The sequence below is a fragment of the Pseudoroseomonas cervicalis ATCC 49957 genome (assembly GCF_000164635.1).
Taxonomy (GTDB): Bacteria; Pseudomonadota; Alphaproteobacteria; order Acetobacterales; family Acetobacteraceae; genus Pseudoroseomonas; species Pseudoroseomonas cervicalis.
Genome location: NZ_GG770777.1, coordinates 382,926 through 400,752, shown reverse-complemented (window position 1 = coordinate 400,752; position 17,827 = coordinate 382,926). Strand labels below are relative to the sequence as shown.

At 69.0% G+C, this 17,827-nt stretch carries 13 protein-coding genes and 2 pseudogenes; 4 read left to right on the top strand and 11 right to left on the bottom strand.

Annotated features, from left to right (window positions below):
- Window positions 1–580 precede the first annotated feature (580 nt).
- The 10 genes and pseudogenes from HMPREF0731_RS01695 to HMPREF0731_RS01660 form a co-directional block, all read right to left on the bottom strand.
- Window positions 581–3,019: an AAA family ATPase gene (locus HMPREF0731_RS01695; protein WP_007002264.1), complete on the bottom strand. Its 2,439-nt coding sequence runs from the start codon at window positions 3,017–3,019 to the stop codon at window positions 581–583.
- A 5-nt stretch (window positions 3,020–3,024) separates the two neighbouring features.
- Window positions 3,025–3,597: a hypothetical protein gene (locus HMPREF0731_RS01690; RefSeq protein ID WP_007002263.1), complete on the bottom strand. Its 573-nt coding sequence runs from the start codon at window positions 3,595–3,597 to the stop codon at window positions 3,025–3,027.
- 142 nt (window positions 3,598–3,739) lie between these two features.
- Window positions 3,740–3,976, bottom strand: a complete 237-nt coding sequence (locus HMPREF0731_RS23960) for an ADP-ribosylation factor GTPase-activating family protein (protein ID WP_169312244.1) — start codon at window positions 3,974–3,976, stop codon at window positions 3,740–3,742.
- 26 nt (window positions 3,977–4,002) lie between these two features.
- Window positions 4,003–4,299 (bottom strand): helix-turn-helix transcriptional regulator, encoded by a 297-nt coding sequence (locus HMPREF0731_RS01680; protein ID WP_007002261.1) that lies wholly within the window; start codon window positions 4,297–4,299, stop codon window positions 4,003–4,005.
- Between the two features lie 78 nt (window positions 4,300–4,377).
- Window positions 4,378–4,821, bottom strand: coding sequence for a hypothetical protein (locus HMPREF0731_RS23955; protein ID WP_007002260.1), 444 nt, complete (start codon window positions 4,819–4,821; stop codon window positions 4,378–4,380).
- A 576-nt stretch (window positions 4,822–5,397) separates the two neighbouring features.
- Window positions 5,398–6,747 carry a tyrosine-type recombinase/integrase gene (locus HMPREF0731_RS01675; RefSeq protein ID WP_007002258.1) on the bottom strand — a complete coding sequence of 450 codons (1,350 nt, stop codon included), beginning with the start codon at window positions 6,745–6,747 and terminating at the stop codon, window positions 5,398–5,400.
- A gap of 462 nt (window positions 6,748–7,209) precedes the next feature.
- A pseudogene (locus tag HMPREF0731_RS23495) lies at window positions 7,210–7,778 on the bottom strand (IS5 family transposase); the annotation flags it as partial.
- Window positions 7,779–7,826: 48 nt separating this feature from the next.
- Window positions 7,827–9,290, bottom strand: a complete 1,464-nt coding sequence (locus tag HMPREF0731_RS01670; protein ID WP_040611834.1) for an efflux transporter outer membrane subunit — start codon at window positions 9,288–9,290, stop codon at window positions 7,827–7,829.
- Between the two features lie 2 nt (window positions 9,291–9,292).
- Entirely contained in the window at window positions 9,293–12,430 is a 3,138-nt protein-coding gene (locus HMPREF0731_RS01665; protein WP_007002254.1) for an efflux RND transporter permease subunit, read from the bottom strand.
- Window positions 12,427–13,506 carry an efflux RND transporter periplasmic adaptor subunit gene (locus HMPREF0731_RS01660; protein ID WP_245538219.1) on the bottom strand — a complete coding sequence of 360 codons (1,080 nt, stop codon included), beginning with the start codon at window positions 13,504–13,506 and terminating at the stop codon, window positions 12,427–12,429. The genes HMPREF0731_RS01665 and HMPREF0731_RS01660 overlap by 4 nt, the downstream gene beginning before the upstream one ends.
- A gap of 125 nt (window positions 13,507–13,631) precedes the next feature.
- Here HMPREF0731_RS01660 and HMPREF0731_RS01655 point away from each other — a divergent pair, with 125 nt between their 5' ends.
- On the top strand, window positions 13,632–14,177 hold the full coding sequence (locus HMPREF0731_RS01655; protein ID WP_007002252.1) for a TetR/AcrR family transcriptional regulator: 546 nt from the start codon (window positions 13,632–13,634) through the stop codon (window positions 14,175–14,177).
- An 83-nt stretch (window positions 14,178–14,260) separates the two neighbouring features.
- Here the strand turns inward: HMPREF0731_RS01655 and HMPREF0731_RS01650 are convergent.
- A pseudogene (locus tag HMPREF0731_RS01650) lies at window positions 14,261–14,974 on the bottom strand (IS3 family transposase); the annotation flags it as partial.
- A 270-nt stretch (window positions 14,975–15,244) separates the two neighbouring features.
- Here HMPREF0731_RS01650 and HMPREF0731_RS01645 point away from each other — a divergent pair.
- From HMPREF0731_RS01645 to HMPREF0731_RS01635, 3 genes are all read left to right on the top strand, one after another.
- Window positions 15,245–16,294, top strand: a complete 1,050-nt coding sequence (locus tag HMPREF0731_RS01645; RefSeq protein WP_007002250.1) for a lipid A deacylase LpxR family protein — start codon at window positions 15,245–15,247, stop codon at window positions 16,292–16,294.
- Window positions 16,295–16,343: 49 nt separating this feature from the next.
- Window positions 16,344–17,315 (top strand): lytic murein transglycosylase, encoded by a 972-nt coding sequence (locus tag HMPREF0731_RS01640; RefSeq protein WP_007002249.1) that lies wholly within the window; start codon window positions 16,344–16,346, stop codon window positions 17,313–17,315.
- 6 nt (window positions 17,316–17,321) lie between these two features.
- Window positions 17,322–17,827, top strand: a 506-nt coding sequence (locus HMPREF0731_RS01635; RefSeq protein ID WP_007002248.1) for a septal ring lytic transglycosylase RlpA family protein, incomplete at its 3' end; no start/stop codon positions are given.

Below are 17,827 nucleotides of genomic sequence, written 5' to 3'. Positions count from 1 at the left end.
TGCGCGGCAGATGCTGCCAGCATAGCACGGCCGCCGGAGCGCCTTCCACGAAGGTGGACTGCCCAACGGGGCACCTCGCCAGAACCCGCCCAGGAGGGTCGTGAGCGGGCTTTCTGGTGCCTGCTGCTGGTTGGCCCTTGCCTGCTCGGGACAGAACGCCTCCAGCGCCCTGCTGGGCGGCTTCTCGCCCTACGTGCTGCCGACAGAGGGTAGGACGCTATGATTCTCAGCCCGTCAGTGCCAGCGGAAGGAGCTTCGCGGCTTGGAACCTGGCCCCATGGTAGGCGAGAGGCTGGGATAGTGGGACGGCGCCTCCTATGGCGTGCCGCAAGAGCCCCGCGCCTCGGCGACGCTCAATCCGGGGCACACGCGGGAGCGGCTAAGACGCATCGGCCATTCGCGGAGCGATCTGACGATGCCCCGAGCCGCGCACAAAACCTATTCGACCACGGGGGGCATGCCTCAGGTGGCGAGAGGCATTCCCCCCCCGTAGGGGGAGAGACCAGAAACGTGGGAATGTCAGGTTTTCTGCGGGTTTCAGCGTTCCCGGGAACAAAACGGGCGGGAATGAAGATCTGAGTCATTTTCCCTTGGTTTTCTGCCGCTTTTTTCGTTCCCGGGAATCATCAGGAATGTCTCGTTTCCGATAATTCCCAAGATCTTCGGGAATGATGGCCGCCGGTTGGGCATGCCCGCGGCGGCGATACTGCGCGAGGGCCTCACGCCTTGAGCCTGCGTTGGTCACCACCGGCGGCCCCTTCGCGTAAGGGCCGCCCGGGACATCCAAGCAGTCCGGTGTCCTGCTGTTCGGCCCCTTACATTTCACCAAGTGCCTGGCTTCTACCGCCTGCTTGCCAAGAAGCTCGAGCTTGTTCTTCGACAGCGTGGAGAGCGGTTCGGGCAGATCAGCCTGCCCGGCATAAAGCCCCGCCGCGCCGGTCAATTTGAAAGGAATGCCCGCCGCCGCATAGTCAGCACACGCGGCGACCAAGGCCTCAATCAGCGCCGCGTCGGGCTCGGGCGGAGTGATGCGCCGGCTTTCGTCGATCAACCGTCCGGTCTCGGCGCACCGCACGAAGACACGATCCCGATGTGTGGGGGCTCCCGCATGGTTCGCTTTCACAAGCTGGCCAATCACGATAGATGCTTCCTTCACGCCTGCGCGCCTCAACTGGCCAATAAGAGTCTTCTCCCTTTGGGGATCGGGGCGACGGAGGCTATAGGCAAAGCGGCTATTCGCCACCCAAGCCCCGCTGCCGCGCATGCTGGCCCCACTCGCGCCCTTCGCCACATGCCCAAGGAGAAGAATGGTGCAGCCATGGGCGCTGGCCTTTTCTCGGAGCAGGCGCATGAGGCGCTTGACGTGCGTGGCGTCGTTCTCGTCACCTTCCAGGAAGTCCCCAGCCGGGTCCAGGATCAGCAGCCGTACGGGGTGCCCGCCACTCCGCGCGATATTTGACAACAGCGTGTCCAGCCCGGCCGCCGCGAAACTGGTCAGCACCGCGACGCGCCCTCGGTCGGTCGTCACCAATGCCGGATCGAAGCCGGGCAAATCGAGCGCCGGGATGACGAAGCAAGGCGCGCCATCTCGTTCGCGGTGGGGGTCCAGCGCATTAGCGCGGCGGTGTAGCTCGGCTTTGTCGTCCTCCAGGGTGATGAAGACAGAGGCGCCTGCCGCGTGCTGCGTCATGGTTCCTCCCAGCGGCCCCAGCAACCGCTCCGCCAGGCCACAGCCCCGCGTGGCGCGGGCGGTCAGGAGAGCGAGGTCGAGAGCCACCATGCTCTTGCCCAACCCTCCCTCGCCGAACAGGAGCCCCACCGTGCCCAACGGCATCAGCGGCTCGAGAAGGAAGCGCCGCGGCGGCGGCTCGCCTTGGGTCATTAAATCCAGCCGGAAGCTCTCCGTGTCTGCCCAAGCGTTCGCGGTATCGGCGCCCGCCTCGGTGCGTTCGTCCAGCTTCTCGCGCGCGGTGCTCACGGCGCGGGGAATGTCGTCATAGCGCGACTGCCACCGGCCCGCCTGGAAGATGCCGCCCTTCACCTCGCGGATGTCGGGGGGCACGCTATTCATGATCCCGCGAAGCGTGAGCACCACCTGGGCATCCGCCATGCCGCCCTTTAGGTAGCGCATTGCCAAGGCCACCAGCGGGGCATGGTAGTCCTGCGCCGAGAGGATTGCGGGGATCAGTTCCTCAGTCTCCCGCTCCTCGCCCGCGCCCAGATCGCCTGCAGGAAGGGCGCCAGCCGTCCTTCTCACCTCCGCGGCGCCGGTGGCCTTGAACGCCTGCTCAAGCCACTCCATGGCCTCCTGGAGGTCAATTTCGGCACTCGGATTGAAGGCGACGATGCGCGAGAGACGCGGCTCCCCTTTCCGGTGCCAAGTGCCCGGCCAGCGGATCGGGTGGACGATCGGCTTGTTGCTGGCGTCGCCACCAACGAGCGCCGCAGCCAGCGCGCGGGCGCGCTTCAATACCGCGTGCTCGTCGTGCTCGAAGGTCGGCTCATTTAACCGCCAGTGGAGGTGCAGCTTGGGCTGCACCTCTCCTGTCTGCGGGTCCGCCCACTCGCCGCCGCTGGCCACCACCACAGTTGCCGGACCGATAAGGCTTTCCAGCTTAACGCGGGCCTGAAGCGGCATCGCATCGCACTCCACCGAGAGCGCGAGGCCGTTCAGCAGGCTGGCCTCATCCGCCTTCTCGGAATTGGTGAAGGTCGCGACGGGGGGGCAGAACACTACGGGAAACGGGGCGTTGGCGGCTCGCGTAGCGAGGCTGACCGCAGCACCAGCGAGCTCACCGAGCTTGTCCACGCCGATGCGGTGCGCACTCACGTCGAAGACCCCGTTCGCGCCCTCGCGGAACGCCCGGAGGCTGACGCAGCCCCCGGGCGTGGCGTAGCGAAACAAAGCATCCACGAAGCGCGCGATCTCGGAATAATTCACCGAGCGGAGCCGCGCGGTATCGGTGACGCTCGCAACGTACGGAGGCACGGAACCCGAGGCGATACCGTGCGTGTCCATCCTTGCTACTCCTCGCTGAAGGCGGGCGGCAGCGGGGCAAGGCTGAGCCCGCAGCGGAGGTGGTCGAACAACATCGAGGGCGTGGTGCGGCCCAACCCGCGCATGAGCGGGCGGAGGTCACGGGCCGTGAGGTTGCCTTCGCGGAAAAGTCGCGCGGCGACGGCGGCGATGCGATCGTTTTCCTGGCTCACAAGCACTGTCACCTCGATCAGCAGGCGTTCGTGGATCGTCGCTCCCGCCGTGGCATCGCCGCCCGCCGCCTCCGTCGCGGCGAGCACATCCGCCCTGGCATTCGCCAGGGCGCGCACATCGCACTTGCGGAGCAAGAAGCGGTCCTGTGGCAGGGCGGGGCGCGCCATAAAACCCGCCAGCACCGCCGCCGCACCCAGGAGGCGATGTGCGGGGTTGGGCAGGGCGGGCCAGTGCAGGCGCCCGAGCCAGCTGGCGCTCTCGTGGTCGTAATCGAAGGAGCATTGCGGCGCCGCGCCAAGCCAGAAGGCGGCAACGGTCGCGCCCGCCAGGTCGCGCGCCTGGGCTTCAAAGTTGTTCCCCGGCTTGGGGATGATGGTGTTGTTCATCTTTCGGCTCCTGACTGGTGGAGCCGGAGCCATTGGGCCGCGGCGTTCGGCGTTGCGCTTCGCGAGTAAGTGGCTGTCGAGGTCACTTCCAGGGCGATCGCGCATGCTTCCCGCCGGGGCCGCAAGGCTCCGGCGGTTTCGCTTAGGCGGTGTGTTGGCGCTTCCAGGGCGGGATGCTGCCCGGCCCCTCGACGAGAGGCTTCGGCTCGGGCTCGGGGCTGGTCTGGTCGGGGTTCGGCGAGACGCGGCCGATCCCCGGCTTGTAGCCGCACATCAAGCACTCGGTCGTGCGCATCGCCATTTCGGGGTCCGGCGCCCCGCAGTCGTGGCAGACGGGGAAAGGGAGGTCGTCCGGGTAGTTGTCGATAGCACGCGGCACGGTGCGCGGGGTTTCCATACCGGGCATTAGACGGCCTCCTGCAGCGCAGCCGCCTGCACTTCCGAACGCCGCCAGCGCGGGCAGCGGGGGAGCGGATAGGTCGGCGCGGGGAAGCGGCCCGACTTCACATGCTTCCACCAGGTCGAGAGCGCGACGCCCGCTTCGGCGGCAGCCTCCTGGGCCGTCAGCAGCGGATCGGTTGCGAGGGTGCGCGCCTCAGCGCGATTGGCGCGAATGGCATTGCGGCGCGATGTGTCCGCCGTGGTGCTCGGGACAAACGACGCTGTGGCCAGCGGGGCCTGTCGCGGGTTCGGGTGATTCATAGCCGCCTCTCCATGTTTCGTGGGGCGGCTGACCATCTACTGAGCTATTCTCGCGTATTCTACCAAAACAAATTCTGATTAATCTAGGTCCCTTACCGTACGAGCAGCGGCCTCTGCCTTTAGTTCCCTGTTGGCCTTATCGTAAGCCGCTTCGGCGGTCTTGAAGTTCATGCGGTATTTGGACATGATTTCGTTAATTAAATCCACGCGTTTCCAGTCTCGCCGTCCAGGTAAAATTCGGCCGAACATCAGCAGATAGCGAATGTCACGTGCGCGTTTTGTGCGCGCTGGCTGCCCTCGGCCGCGCTTGGGGAAGCCAGCTTCCACAGCATTGGCAAGTGCAGCGATTTCGTCCGCATCGAGGTATCGCGCCCCGCGAATAAGGTCGGCGCAGGTCTTTCTGTATTCCTCGACCGACTCTGCTGCGATGAGGTTTTCGAATAGATACTCGACGAGCTGCGTTGGCGACACATCTGGATTGGTCCAGATGTCGTCAGGTGCTCGATGTTGCTCGTCAGTCATGCTCGCCTCTCCGATGGGAGCTCCGAGGGGTAGGTCGGCGCGGCAACCCAGATCGGAGGTCCGGGCGCTCGGCGGCCAAACCTAGCCGAGCCAAGGGTAGTCTATGCGACTGCGTTCATTGCGTCAGTGGCGAAGTCTGCGCTTCGCCCAGCGCAACGAAGGCCTCCATCAGCGTGAACTGCAGGAGGTCGGCCATCCCGGGCCGCGAGGCTGGCATCCACGTCCCGGTCGGCCAGTGCCTTCGCGACACGGGCGCGGGCGATGAGGCCTGGCAGCGTGCGAGGCGTGAAGGCGGCCAGATGCTCGGTGGCCTGCTCGCGCTGGCGTGTGAAGCGGTGCCGCTCGGGCTCGCGCGCCGCCTCGCCCTCGAGGGTGACTGCCGGCGGCTCGAAGGTTGCCGACCAGGCGGCTTCGCTCCGTCCCACCTCGGCGGCCAGGCGATGGATTAAGCCTATGGCCCGCCTCTCTTTCGCCGAGGGTGCCGCCCGGCTCGGGTTCTTGCGCGACGACGCACGCCGGCCCCGCTGCACGCCCCGCGGGGAGTCGGTGGGGCTGGCTTGCGCGCCGGGCATGGGGTCACGTCCGCCCGGCGACGCGGCGGGCGCGGGCTGCAGCGAGGCTGGCGGGGACGGCGGGCACTGTTGTGCAGTGTTCGGCCCAGGCATCCATCATCGGCCGGCGCTGCTCCAGCATGTCCTCGCGCGCATAGGCCGCCCGCACCTTGTCCTTATCGATATGAGCGAGAGCTAGTTCGGACAGGGGGTCAGGGAAGCCCGCCGCCAAGCTCCACCCTTTGAACGTCGCGCGAAACCCATGGGGCACCACCGCTCGCCTCTCGATGTCACGCCAGCGCGGGGGTTCATGCTCAGCCAATCCGTCGGAGGCCATGCCCCGCACCAACATCGACAATGCCATGTCCGACAGGGGGCGCCCCACACGCGCGCCTGGAAACACCAAGTCGTCAGGCTTCCGCGCCAGATCCTTCACGCTCTCCACCAGCGCGAGAGCCGCGGGCGAGAGGGGTGTGCGGTGCGGCTTCTTCGTCTTCATGTTGGTGGCCGGCGCGGTCCAGACCGCGGCCACCAGATCGAGCTCTCGCCACTGCATGAGCCGCACCGCGCCGGTGCGGCTGCCGGTCAGGATGGTGAAGGCAAGGGCTTTGGCCGCCATGCCCTTGTGCTCCGCTAGCGCCTCCATGAAGCCGCCCATCTGTTGCCACGGCAGCGATGGATGGTGCTGTACCGCCCGCACCTTGCGGGGAGGCGGCAGCGTGGCCGAGAGATGCCCCTTCCAGCGAGCCGGGTTGGCCAGGTTCTCCGGCCGCCAGCCCTTCACGCGTGCGTCGTCCAGCACCGCCTCGATGCGCTGACGCAGGCGGGATGCCGTCTCCGGGATCGTGTCCCAGATAGGTCGGAGCACGGCCAGCACGTCCTCCGTTCCGATCTTCGCCACGTGCTTCTTCCCAATCAACGGGAAGGCGTGCTGTTCGAGCGTAGTCAGCCATTGCGCTGCGTGCTTCGCGCTGCGCCACCCGGCGCGCTTGTTCTCCACCAGCGCGCGGGCAGCCGCCTCGAAGGTGCAAGCCGTCGCGGCGATGATCTCGCGCTTAACCGCCTCTCGTTTCTCCTGCCGTTCCGCGATGGGGTCACGGTCGTCCGCCAGCATCGCGCGGGCTTCGCGTGCCAGGTCGCGGGCGCGGGCAAGCGAGACGCCGCCGGCCTTCTCGTCCTTGTCGGTGAGCGCCGCCCAGCCCAACCCCATTTCGCGGGACTTGCCGTGCAGGGTGTAGCGGAAGAGCCAGGACTTCGTATCGCCAGGCGCGACCTGGAGGTAGAGGCCGTCGCCGTCTCCGAAGCGCACCGGGCGGCTTCCCTTCGCTGGATCATGGCGAAGGGTCTTTACCACCACCGCAGAGAGCTTGCCCATCGTACCTACCCCCATCGCCTTACCCCCTACTCTACCCCCAAATGTCTCGGGGGTAGCGGTGAACGGGGATAGATGAGTGTAGAGGTAAGCTCGGAAGATACACAAGAAAAAACATATACTTCTGGTCGATCATGGATCGGGATAGATCAGACTGTGGCGGACATCCCCTCCGCCACTTCCCCTGTTTCGCTTTGCCAGGCTACCTTCCAGCGGGCCATCCCAAGCTTCTGATGCGGCTCGGATTTTTTGTTTCGATTTCGGTTCAGGTGCTGGCTTCACCTCGTCCCTGTTGTGGGCCACATTGTGGGGGCTGGACATAAGGCTGGGAGAAGGGTGCTGACATGGCTCGGCTTGTCAGAGGGCAGCCAATCCCCACGAAGCCGGGGCGCTATAGCGCCGGGAGTAACCTGTGGCTGCAGGTGCGCGGCGCCGACACAATATCGTGGCTCATGCGCTACTCATTCAACGGACAGCCGAGAGAGCTAGGGTCTGGTAGAGCTTGATCCAGTGAGCGGCGGCTGCAAGGCAGAGAATGCCGAGGAAGGAACGGGCGGCCTTCTCGTGGCGGGTGGCGACGAGACGCCATTCTTTCAGTCGCGCCCAGAGGTTCTCCACACGCGCACGGTTGTTGCAGATCCAGGCGGGACAGGCGATCGGCGCATCCGTGCGCTTGGGTGGAATGGCGGGACGTACGCCCATCTTCCAGATCTGAACCGCCCGCGAAAGGCATCGGAGGCATAGCCGCGGTCTCCGATGATCCAGCCCGGCGCGTCCGGCAGGCTGTCCAGCAGACCTGACGCCAGAGGCAGTTCATGCGCCTGGCCGGGCGCGAGAGCGAAGGCAATGGCCCGCCCACGCCCGTCAGCGATCACGCAAGCCGTGGTGCCATAGCCGCCGCGGGATCGGCCAAGCGCCTCGCGCCAGTCTCGCTCTCTGCCATGGGCTCTTTTTTCCGCACCCTCCGCATTGTGGTGAGCGCGCATGCTGGTGCTGTCGAGGAAGCTCATGCCGAGCGCCACGCCACGCTGCTCGCCACAGGTACCCGGGCGCAGGGCTCCGGGTCGCCCAGGCTCATGGGGTCACCGGAGCCGCTCCGCTTCGCCGAACCCGCCACCCAGGGCCGTGAACAGGGCGACCGTGTCGACATAGCGGGCGGCCTGGGCGCGGATGGCGGCGATGCGGGCCCGGGCATCCGCCTGCTGCGCCGTCAGCACCTCCAGCGTGGTGATGCTGCCGAGCCGCTGCTGCCGCCGCGCGATCTCCAGCGACTGCGCCGCAACCCGCGCCGCCTCGCGCTGGGCGCGCAAGGTCTCGGCGTCGAGTTCCAGGGCGCGCAGCGCATCGGCCACGTTCTTGAAGGAACGCAGCACGACACCGCGGTACTGGGCGGCGGCGGCATCCCGCGCCGCCACGGCGGCGTCGCGCTGGCGGGCCAGCCTGCCGCCCTGGAACAGCGGCTGGGTCAGCCCCGCAGCCACCGACCAGATCAGCCCCTGCGGCGTGAAGGCGTCCACCCCCGGCGCCCGGGCCGTGCCGTAGCTCGCGGTGAGCGTCAGCTGTGGCAGCATGTTCGCGGTCGCCACGCCTATGCGGGCATTTGCCGCCCGCAGCGCGGCCTCGGCGGAGAGGATGTCGGGGCGTTGCCGCACCAGCTCAGAGGGCAGCCGTACCGGCAGGGTATCGGGCAGGCGTAGCGCCTCCAGGGAAGGGAGGGGCAAAGGCGGCTGGTCCGTGGTGCGGCCGGTCAGCACCGCGATCAGGGTGCGCTGTTCCCCGGCGGCCTTCAGCAGCGCGGGGAGGTCGGCGCGGCGCTGCGCGACCTCGGCTTCCTGCAGCAGCACCTCGCTCTGGGCGGCCGCGCCCAGCGCCGCGCGGCGGCGCAACAGGCGGAGGCTGTCCTCGGAGGCGGCGATGACCTCAGCTGTTGCCTGGATCTCCGCCCGCAGCGCCGCCTCCTGGATCACGGCGCTGGCCAGGTTCCCGGCGACGGTGAGTGCCGCCGCCTCCAGCTCGAAACGCTGGCGATCCGCCTCTGCCACCAGCTCCTCGACCTCGCGCCGCGTGCCTCCGAAGACATCCGGCGCGTAGCTCACCTCCACGCGGCCGGTGTGCAGCGAGTAGGGCGGCAGCCCGCCCGGGGCGTCACCGGCCGGGATGGGCTCCGCCTTCTGGCGGGCCGATTGCAGGCTCGCCCCGAGTGTCGGCCAGAAGCCGCCGCGCCCGGCGGCAGACAGCGCCTCGGATTGCCGCAGCGTGGCGCGCGCCGCCGCCAGCTCGGCATTGTTGGCAAGCGCCGCAGCGACCAGGTCATCCAGCTCCGGCGCGCCAAAGGCGCGCCACCATTCGGCGGCCACCGGCGCGCCGGGCACGAGGCGCTGCACGGCACCCCCGGGGCCGTCCGCGCTGGCGGTGTTCGCCGCCATCGGCGCCGCCATGTAGCCGGTGGCCTCCGGCGCGGCCGGGCGCTCGAAATCGGGGCCGACGGCGCAGCCCGCGAGCACGGCCAGCGCGGCCCCCGAGAGAAGGATTCGCGGTCGCTTCATGGTCAGTGAGCCTTCTCGGAGGTGGCGGGCGCAGGCTCGTGCCCGGGCTTGGGGAGCGGCCCGGCCTTGCCCGCGAACCACGTGTAGAAGAGCGGGATCAGGAACACGGCGAGGAAGGTGGCCGCCAGCATGCCGCCCACCACGGCGGTGCCGATGGAGACGCGGCTGCCGGACCCCGCGCCGGTGCTGATGGCCAGCGGCACGCAGCCCAGGATGAAGGCCAGCGAGGTCATGATGATGGGCCGGAAGCGCAGCCTGGCCGCCGCCAGCGCGGCGTCGAAGGGCGACTTGCCCGCCCGCCGCTCCAGCACCGCGAACTCGACGATCAGGATGGCGTTCTTGGCGGCCAGGCCCACCAGGGTGATCAGGCCGACCTGGAAGTAGATGTCGTTGCTCAGCCCGCGCAGCCAGACCGCCAGCAGGGCGCCGAACAGGCCGAAAGGCACGGCCAGCAGCACCGCGACCGGCAGGGTCCAGCGGCCATACTGGGCGGCGAGGATCAGGAACACCATGACCACACCGAAGCCCAGCGCCAGCGCTGCGGCGCTGCCGCCCGCCACCTCCTGGTAGGCGGCGCCGCTCCAGGCGATGCCGAATCCTTGCGGCAGGGCGGCCGCGAGTTCCTGCATCGCCTGCAGCGCCTGGCCCGAGGAGTAGCCCGGCGCCGCCGAGCCGTTGATGGTCGCGGCCGGGTAGCCGTTGAAGCGCTCGGCCAGATCGCTACCGACCACGCGGGTGAGGGTCAGCATCGTGCTGGCGGGCACCATCTCGCCATGCGCCGCACGGACGAAGACGCGGCTGAGATCCTCAGGCTCCCGGCGGTACGCGCCCTCGGACTGCAGGTTGACGCGGTAGTTGCGGCCCAGCAGCGAGAAGTCGTTGACGTAGAGGCTGCTGAAGGTGCTCTGCACCGTCTCGAACAGGGCGGTGAGCGCCACGCCATGCGCCTTGGCCGCGTCGCGATCGATGTCCAGCCGGTAGCGCGGCACGTTGGACTGCAGGGTGGTGCTGACACCCGCCAGCTCCGGGCGCCCCTGGGCGGCCGCCACCAGGCCCTGCACGGCGGCCGCCAGGGCCTCCGGCCCGGCGCCGTTGCGGTCGAGCAGCTTCATCTCGAAGCCGCCAACGGTGCCGAGGCCCTCGATCGCGGGCGGGTTGAAGGCCAGCGCGATGGCATCGCGAACCCCCGACAGCGTGCCGAGCAGCGAGCCCGCCAACACGCGCGCGTCCTGCTCCGGCGCGCGGCGCTCCGACCAGTCCTTCAGCTCGACAAAGGCGGCGCCCGCGCTGCTGCTGTCGGCGTTGGAGAGCAGGTTGAAGCCCGAGAAGGACATCACCGAGCGGACGTTCGGGTCGGCGCGGAGGATGTCCACGACCTCGCGCCCGGACGCATCCGTGACGTCCAACGCCGTCGCGGGCGGCAGGCTCCAGACCACGAAGAGGTTGCCCTGGTCCTCCTCCGGCACCAGGCCGCCCGGCACCGCGCGGAACAGCACCACGGTCAGGCCGCACACCATGGCGAGCGAGAGCAGCCCCAGCAGGCCGCGGCGCAGGAACAGGCGCACCCCGGCGGTGTAGCCGCGCGTGAGCAGGCCGAAGCCGCGGTTGAAGAGGCGGAAGGGCAGCATTGGCTGGCCATGGCCGGGCTTGAGCATGACCGCGCAGAGCGCGGGCGTCAGCGTCAGCGCCACGACACCGGACAGGATGACGGAGACGGAGATGGTGATGGCGAACTGCTTGTAGAGTTGGCCGGACAGTCCGCCCAGGAAGCCCACCGGTATGAACACGGCGCAGAGCACCAGCACGATGGCGATGACCGGCCCGGTCACCTCCTGCATGGCCTTGATGGATGCCGCCCTGGGGGACAGGCCTTCCTCGGTCATCAGGCGCTCGACATTCTCCACCACGACGATGGCGTCATCGACCACGATGCCGATGGCCAGGATCATGCCGAACAGCGTCACCATGTTGATGGAGAAACCCAGCGCGTACATTCCCGCGAAGGTGCCGATGATGGACACGGGGATGGCGAGCAGGGGGATCACCGTGGCGCGCCAGTTCTGCAGGAACAGGAAGACCACCACGACCACGAGCGCCAAGGCTTCCAGGAAGGTCATGATGACCTGCCGGATGGAGACCTTGACGAAGGCCGTGGTGTTGTAGGGGATGGTGTATTCCATGCCACGCGGCATGGCGGCGGCCAGCTCGTCCATCCGCGCGGTGACCGCCGCCATGGTTTGCAGCGCGTTGGCGCCAGGCTGCAGGTAGATCCCGAAGGGCGCGCTCGGCTTGCCGTTCAGGCTGCCGGTGAAGTCGTATTGCTGGGCGCCGAGCTCCACGCGCGCCACGTCGCGCAGCCGCAGCGTCGATCCGTCCGGCCGCGCCTGCAGGATGATGTTGCCGAAGGCTTCGGCGTCCGGCAGGCGGCCCTGTGCCGTCATGGCGTAGGTGTAGGCGCCGCCCGTGCCCGGGGCCTCGTTCAGCTTGCCCGCGGCGAATTGCTGGTTCTGCTCGCGGATGGCGGCGGAGACATCCGACGCGGTCAGGGAGAACTGCGCCAGCGCATCCGGCCGCAGCCAGACGCGCATGGCGTATTCCTTCTGCCCGAACAGCGCGGCGTTGCCGACGCCGGGGACACGCTTGATCTCGTCGATGACGTTCCGCAGCGCGTAGTTGCTGAGGAAGATCTCGTCGAACCGCTCGTCCGTCGCGGTGAGCGACACCACCGCCAGGAAAGCGGTGGACTGCTTGTTCACGGTGACGCCGACGCGCTGCACCTCGCCCGGCAGCGTGGCGAGCACGCCCTGCACGCGGTTGCTGACATTGATGGTCGCCTGGTCCGGGTCGGTGCCGATCTCGAAGCTGAGGTTCAGCGTCATGCTGCCGTCGGTATTAACCGACTGCATGTAGATCATCCCCTCGACGCCGTTGATGGCGCGCTCCAGCGGCGCGGCAACCGTCTGGGACACCGTGTCGGCATCGGCGCCCGAATAGGTGGTGGAGACGACGACCTGCGGCGGCACGATCTCAGGATATTGCGCGACGGGCAGCCCGCGCATGGCGACCAGACCGGCCAGCACAATGGCGATGGACAGCACCCCGGCCAGCACCGGGCGCTCGATGAAGAAGCGGGCGCTCACGGGCGTGCCTCCGCCGCCTGAATGAGCGACGCCTCGAGGAGCGCGCCCTCGACCACCTTCACCACCCCCTCGGCGACAACGCGGTCACCCGGCCGGAGGCCGTCCTCGATGATCCACTCCCGGCCCAGGGTCCGGCCAAGCCGCAGGGCACGCCGCTCCGCCTTGCCGTCGGGGCCGACCACATAGGCGAACGGGCCCTGGACGTCCTGCTGCACTGCCGCCTGCGGGACCCGGATGATCCGCCGCGCGGGGCCGGAGACGCGGATGCGGACGAACTGGCCCGGGATCAGGCGCCGGTCGGTGTTGGCGAAGGTGGCGCGGCCGCGCACCGTGCCGGTCGCCGGGTCCACGGTCGCCTCTGTGAAACTCACCCTGCCCTCGGGGCCGCCGTCCCGGCCCAGCAGAACCTGGACCGGCAGATCCTGCACGCCCCCGGCCGAGAGGGCCGCGAGGTCGGGTCCGTTGAAGGCGAAGGTCACGTGGACCGGGTCCATCTGCGTGATGGTGGTCAGCAGGGAGTTGTCGCCTCCGGCGCTGACCAGGCTGCCCTCGGGCACCGCCTCCAGGCTGGTGACGCCGGAGATCGGTGCGGTGACGGTGGTGTAGCCGAGTTCCAGGCGCGCGGTGGCCAGACGTGCCCGGGCCGCGGCCAGGCTGGCCTCGGCTTGTGCCAGGGCGGAGATGGCGTCGTCCCGGTCCTTCTGGCTGCCCGCATCGGCCCGCAGCAGAGCCGCCGTGCGGCGCTGGTCGCGGCGGGCGCGCTGCACGGCGGCCTCGGCCTCCTGCACCTGCGCCTGCGCGAGGTCGGCCGCCGCCTGATAGGTGGCCGGGTCGATGCGGAAGAGCACATCGCCTGCACGGACCTGGGCGCCTTCCGTGTAGGCGCGCTCCAGGAGGATGCCGCCAACGCGCGCGCGCACCTGGGTCTGGCGCACCGCGGTGACCCGGCCGCCATATTCGAAGGCCACAGGGGTTGGCAGCGGGTGGGCCTCGACAACGCCAACCTTGGTGGGGGATGGGGTCGCTTCAGGAGGCGCCGCCTCGCCGCAGGCGGCGAGCAGCAGAAGCAGGGACAAGGAATGGCGGCGTCGCATTGGGATTCACCGGACTTGTGGAGTCGAAGGGTCAGGGCGCTTGCCGGAGGGCCTTCGATCCTATAAATCCATACGTACGTATTTTAACTTGGTCAAGGAGGTTACCCATGGGCCGTCCGCCGACGATCGACCGCGACAGGGTCCTGGACCTCGCGGAGCAGATCCTGCTGAAAGACGGAACGGGCGCGTTGACCATCGACGCCGTGGCCAAGGCGGCGGGCGTCTCCAAAGGCGGCATCCAGTCGCGCCTGGGGACCAAGGACGACCTGATCAAAGCGATGCTGGAGCGCTGGACGGGGGAGTATGAGGCGCAGATGAGCGCGATGATTGGCCCGGATCCGGGGCCGATGGCGGTCGCGCGAGGCCATATTGAGATCACCATGGCCACGGACGCCACCGAACGCGCCAGGGCGGCGGCCTTCATGGCAACCCTGATCAACAGCACGCGTCACCGAGCGGAGTGCAGGTCCTGGTACGCGGAGCTTTTCGGCGGGCTCGACCCCCACTCCATCGAGGGGCGGCGCGCCAGGATGGCGCTGCTGGCCACCGAAGGCGCGTTCCTGCTGCGCACCTTTGGCCTGATGGAGTTCAGCGACGATGAATGGGCCGATCTTCAGGAGGGGCTGCGGGCCCTTCTCAACGGCACGATCTAGGCGAAACTGGAGTTGAAGTTTCCCCGCTTCCGTGGACGGTTGGCGGGTAGGGGGCCATCGTTCTCGGCCATGGCTCTGGCTCCGTATTCGATGGGGGAGAGGTAGCCCAGGGCCGAGTGGCGTCTTGCGGGGTTGTAGAAGCCTTCGATGAAGGCGAACACCGCCATCCGGGCCTCGGCCTGGGAGCGGAAGCTGCGCCGGTCCAGCAACTCGCCCTCGAGGGTGGCGAGGAAGGCCTCGGCCATGGCGTTGTCATACGCATCGCCGACCGAGCCGGTGGAGGGGCGGGCGCCCGCTTCCTTGCATCCGCAGCCGAACGCCACGGATGTGGATTGGCTGCCCTGATCCGAGTGGTGCATGACATCGGTGGGTTTCCGCGCCGTCACCGCCATGTCGAGCGCGTTCAGCACCCAGCGCGTGCGCAGGTCGGTCGCCATGGTCCAGCCGACGATCCGGCGCGACCAGACATCGAGCACGACGGCGAGGAACAGGAAGCCCGCCGCGGTCGGCACGTCGGTGATGTCGGCCACCCACAGCCGGTTCGGGCCAGCGGCCCGGAAGTCGCGGCCGACCAGAGCATTGGCGGGGCTGTGGCCCGGCTCCCGCTGCGTCGTCGTCGGGAAGCGACGCCGGGAGACACCGCGCAGCCCGGCCCCGCGCATCAGCCGCGCCATCCGCTTGCGGGCCATGGCCGTGCCCTCCGCCTGGCGGACCCCATTCCAGATCGACTGCGCCGTCGGCTCGAACTCGCGCGACAGCTCCTCGGGCGTTCGCCCTGATCGGACCAGCTCCACCATCTGCCGCCGGAACGCCGGCGGGCAGGGAACCCTGAATTTCGGCATCTTCGACACCTCCGTCTCAAGCCTCGGGGTGTCCACGGAAGCGGGGCAACTCCACCGCGCTGCCAGGGCGTTGCCGCTCCGGTGGCATGATGGCCGGGCAGTCCCCACCGGCGTTATCCGCCCTGGCGTCACGGCCATGATGCCGCCATGACGATCCTGCAGATGGAAGCGTAAACCCGGCCGCCATGGCCGCGTTAGCGCTTGCGCCGCGAGTAAGGATTGATCATGCGCGCTCTTGCGACGACCCTGTTCCTGTCCTGCGCCATCCTGGCCGGCCCCGGCTGGGCCGGGCCGGCCCTGGCGCAATCGCCTCTGGCTCCGCTGCTGCCGGGGCCGGTGCCGGGCGACAGCGCGCCGCCGCCCGATCCGCGCGGCACCTTCACCTTCTCCATCGAGAACGACATGTTCGGCGGCAGCGACCGCTATTACACCAACGGCTTCCAGTTCGCCTGGCGTTCGCCCTCGGCCGACCTGCCGGAGCCGTTGACCTGGCTGAACGACCGGCTGGACTGGATGATGGGCCCGGGCACGCTCCGCTGGGGCGTGGCGCTGGGCCAGAGCCTCTACACCCCGCAGGACACCGAGACGACGCAGCCCAGCCTGCGCGACCGCCCCTATGCCGCCTTCCTCTACGGCGCGGTGACGCTGAACCGCGTCACCGAGCGCACCTCCAGCACCTTCGAGCTGCAGCTCGGCGTGGTCGGTCCCTCGGCGCTCGGCGAATTCGTGCAGAACAACTACCACGACCTGATCAATGTCGATCAGGTGAATGGCTGGCGCACCCAGCTGAAGGACGAGCCGGCGATCAACGCCATCATCGAGCGCAAGCTGCGCCTGCCGCTGGGCGAGGTGGCGGGCATGCAGATGGAGGCCATCCCCTCGGTCACGCTGAGCCTGGGCAATGTGGCGACCTATGCCGGGGCGGGTGGCCTGCTGCGCATCGGCCAGGGGCTGGAGGCGGATTACGGCCCGCCGCGCATCCGCCCGGCGCTGGCCGGCTCCCACTGGATCCAGCCGCGGCAGGATTTCGGCTGGTATGCCTTCATCGGTGCCGATGGCCGGGCCGTGGCGCGCGACATCTTCCTGGACGGCAACACCTGGCGCGACAGCCGCAGCGTCGACAAGCGCATCCTGGTGGGCGATTTCCAGGCCGGCGTCGCCGTGCTGTGGCGCGGCATGCGCTTCGCCTACACCCAGGTCTGGCGCTCGGAGGAGTTCTACGGCCAGCAGGGCACGCAGAGCTTCGGCTCGCTCAGCGTATCCTTCCGTTTCTGAAGGCCGTAGCCGGTTGCGGGGAGGGGGCCGGCCGTGGCACCTCTCCGCCATGCCGATGCGCCGCACCCTGCTGACCCTGACCCCGGCGCTGGCCCTCGCGGCCGCTGCCCCGGCCCTGGCCGCGCAGGAGAGCTTCGAGGCCTTCCTCCGCGGCGTCTCGCGCGAGGCGGAGGGGCAGGGCGTCTCGCCCGCCCTGCTGCGTCGCGCCTTCGCCGACCTCGCGCCCAACCAGCGCGTGCTGGAGCTGGACCGCCGCCAGGCCGAGTTCACCCTGACCTGGGAACGCTACCGCGACGGGCGGCTGGTGCCGCAGCGCATCGGCCAGGGCCGCCGCATGGCCGAGCAGCATGCCGAGCTGCTGCAGCGCATTTCCGCGCGTTATGCCGTCTCCCCCCGCATCATCCTGGCGGTCTGGGGGCTGGAGACCAATTATGGCGGCTTCACCGGCAGCTTCAGCACCATCCAGGCGCTGGCGACGCTGGCCTGGGATGGCCGCCGCAGAGCCTTCTTCCGGCGCGAGCTGCTGGCGGCGCTGCAGATCCTCGAGCAGGGTGATGTGACGCCGGAGAAGATGCGCGGCAGCCATGCCGGCGCCATGGGCCACCCGCAATTCATGCCGACCAGCTTCCAGGCGCTGGCCGTCGATTTCGACGGCGACGGCCGGCGCGACATCTGGGACAGCCGCGCCGACGCCCTGGCCTCGATCGCCCATTACCTTTCCCATCATGGCTGGCGCGGCGATGAGCGCTGGGGGCGGGAGGTGACGCTGCCGCCCGGCTTCGACACCAGCCAGGCCGGGCGCGACACGCGCCGCCCGCTGCGCGACTGGCTGAGCCAGGGCATCGCCGCCGCCGATGGCAGCGAATTGCCGCCGCTGGAGATGGAGACCTCCATCCTGCTGCCCGGCGGGCCGGGCGGGCAGGCCTTCGCGGTCTATCCGAATTTCCATGTGATCCGGCGGTACAACCCCTCCGATTTCTACGCCCTGGCGATCGGGCTGCTGTCCGATCAGGTGGGCTGAGGCACCATGCTCCGCACCCCGTTCCTGCTGCTCGCTTTGGCCATGGCCGCCGGCTGTGTCCGCCAGGCGCCGCCGCCGCCCGCCGCCCAGCCGCGCTACATGCTGGGCGAACCCTATGCGATGGGCGGCGTCTGGTCCTACCCGCGCGAGGATTTTGCGCTGCAGGAGACCGGGCTGGCGGCGGTGATCGCCGACCCCCGCGCCGGCCGCCGCACCACCAATGGCGAGATCTGGGACCCGGCCGCGCTGGTCGCCGCGCACCGCACCCTGCAACTGCCCGCCATCCTGCTGGTGACCAATCTGGAGAATGGCCGCCAGCTGCGCGTGCGGGTGAACGACCGTGGCCCGGCCCAGCCGGGGCGGGTGCTCGGCCTGTCGCGCCGCGCCGCCGAGCTGCTGGGCGTGCCGGCGGCAGGTGGCACCCAGCTCGCCATCGCGGTCGATGGCGAGGCCTCGCGCGCCCTGGCCAGCGCCCTGCCGCAGGCGGAGAACCGCGCGCTGGCCGTGGCCAC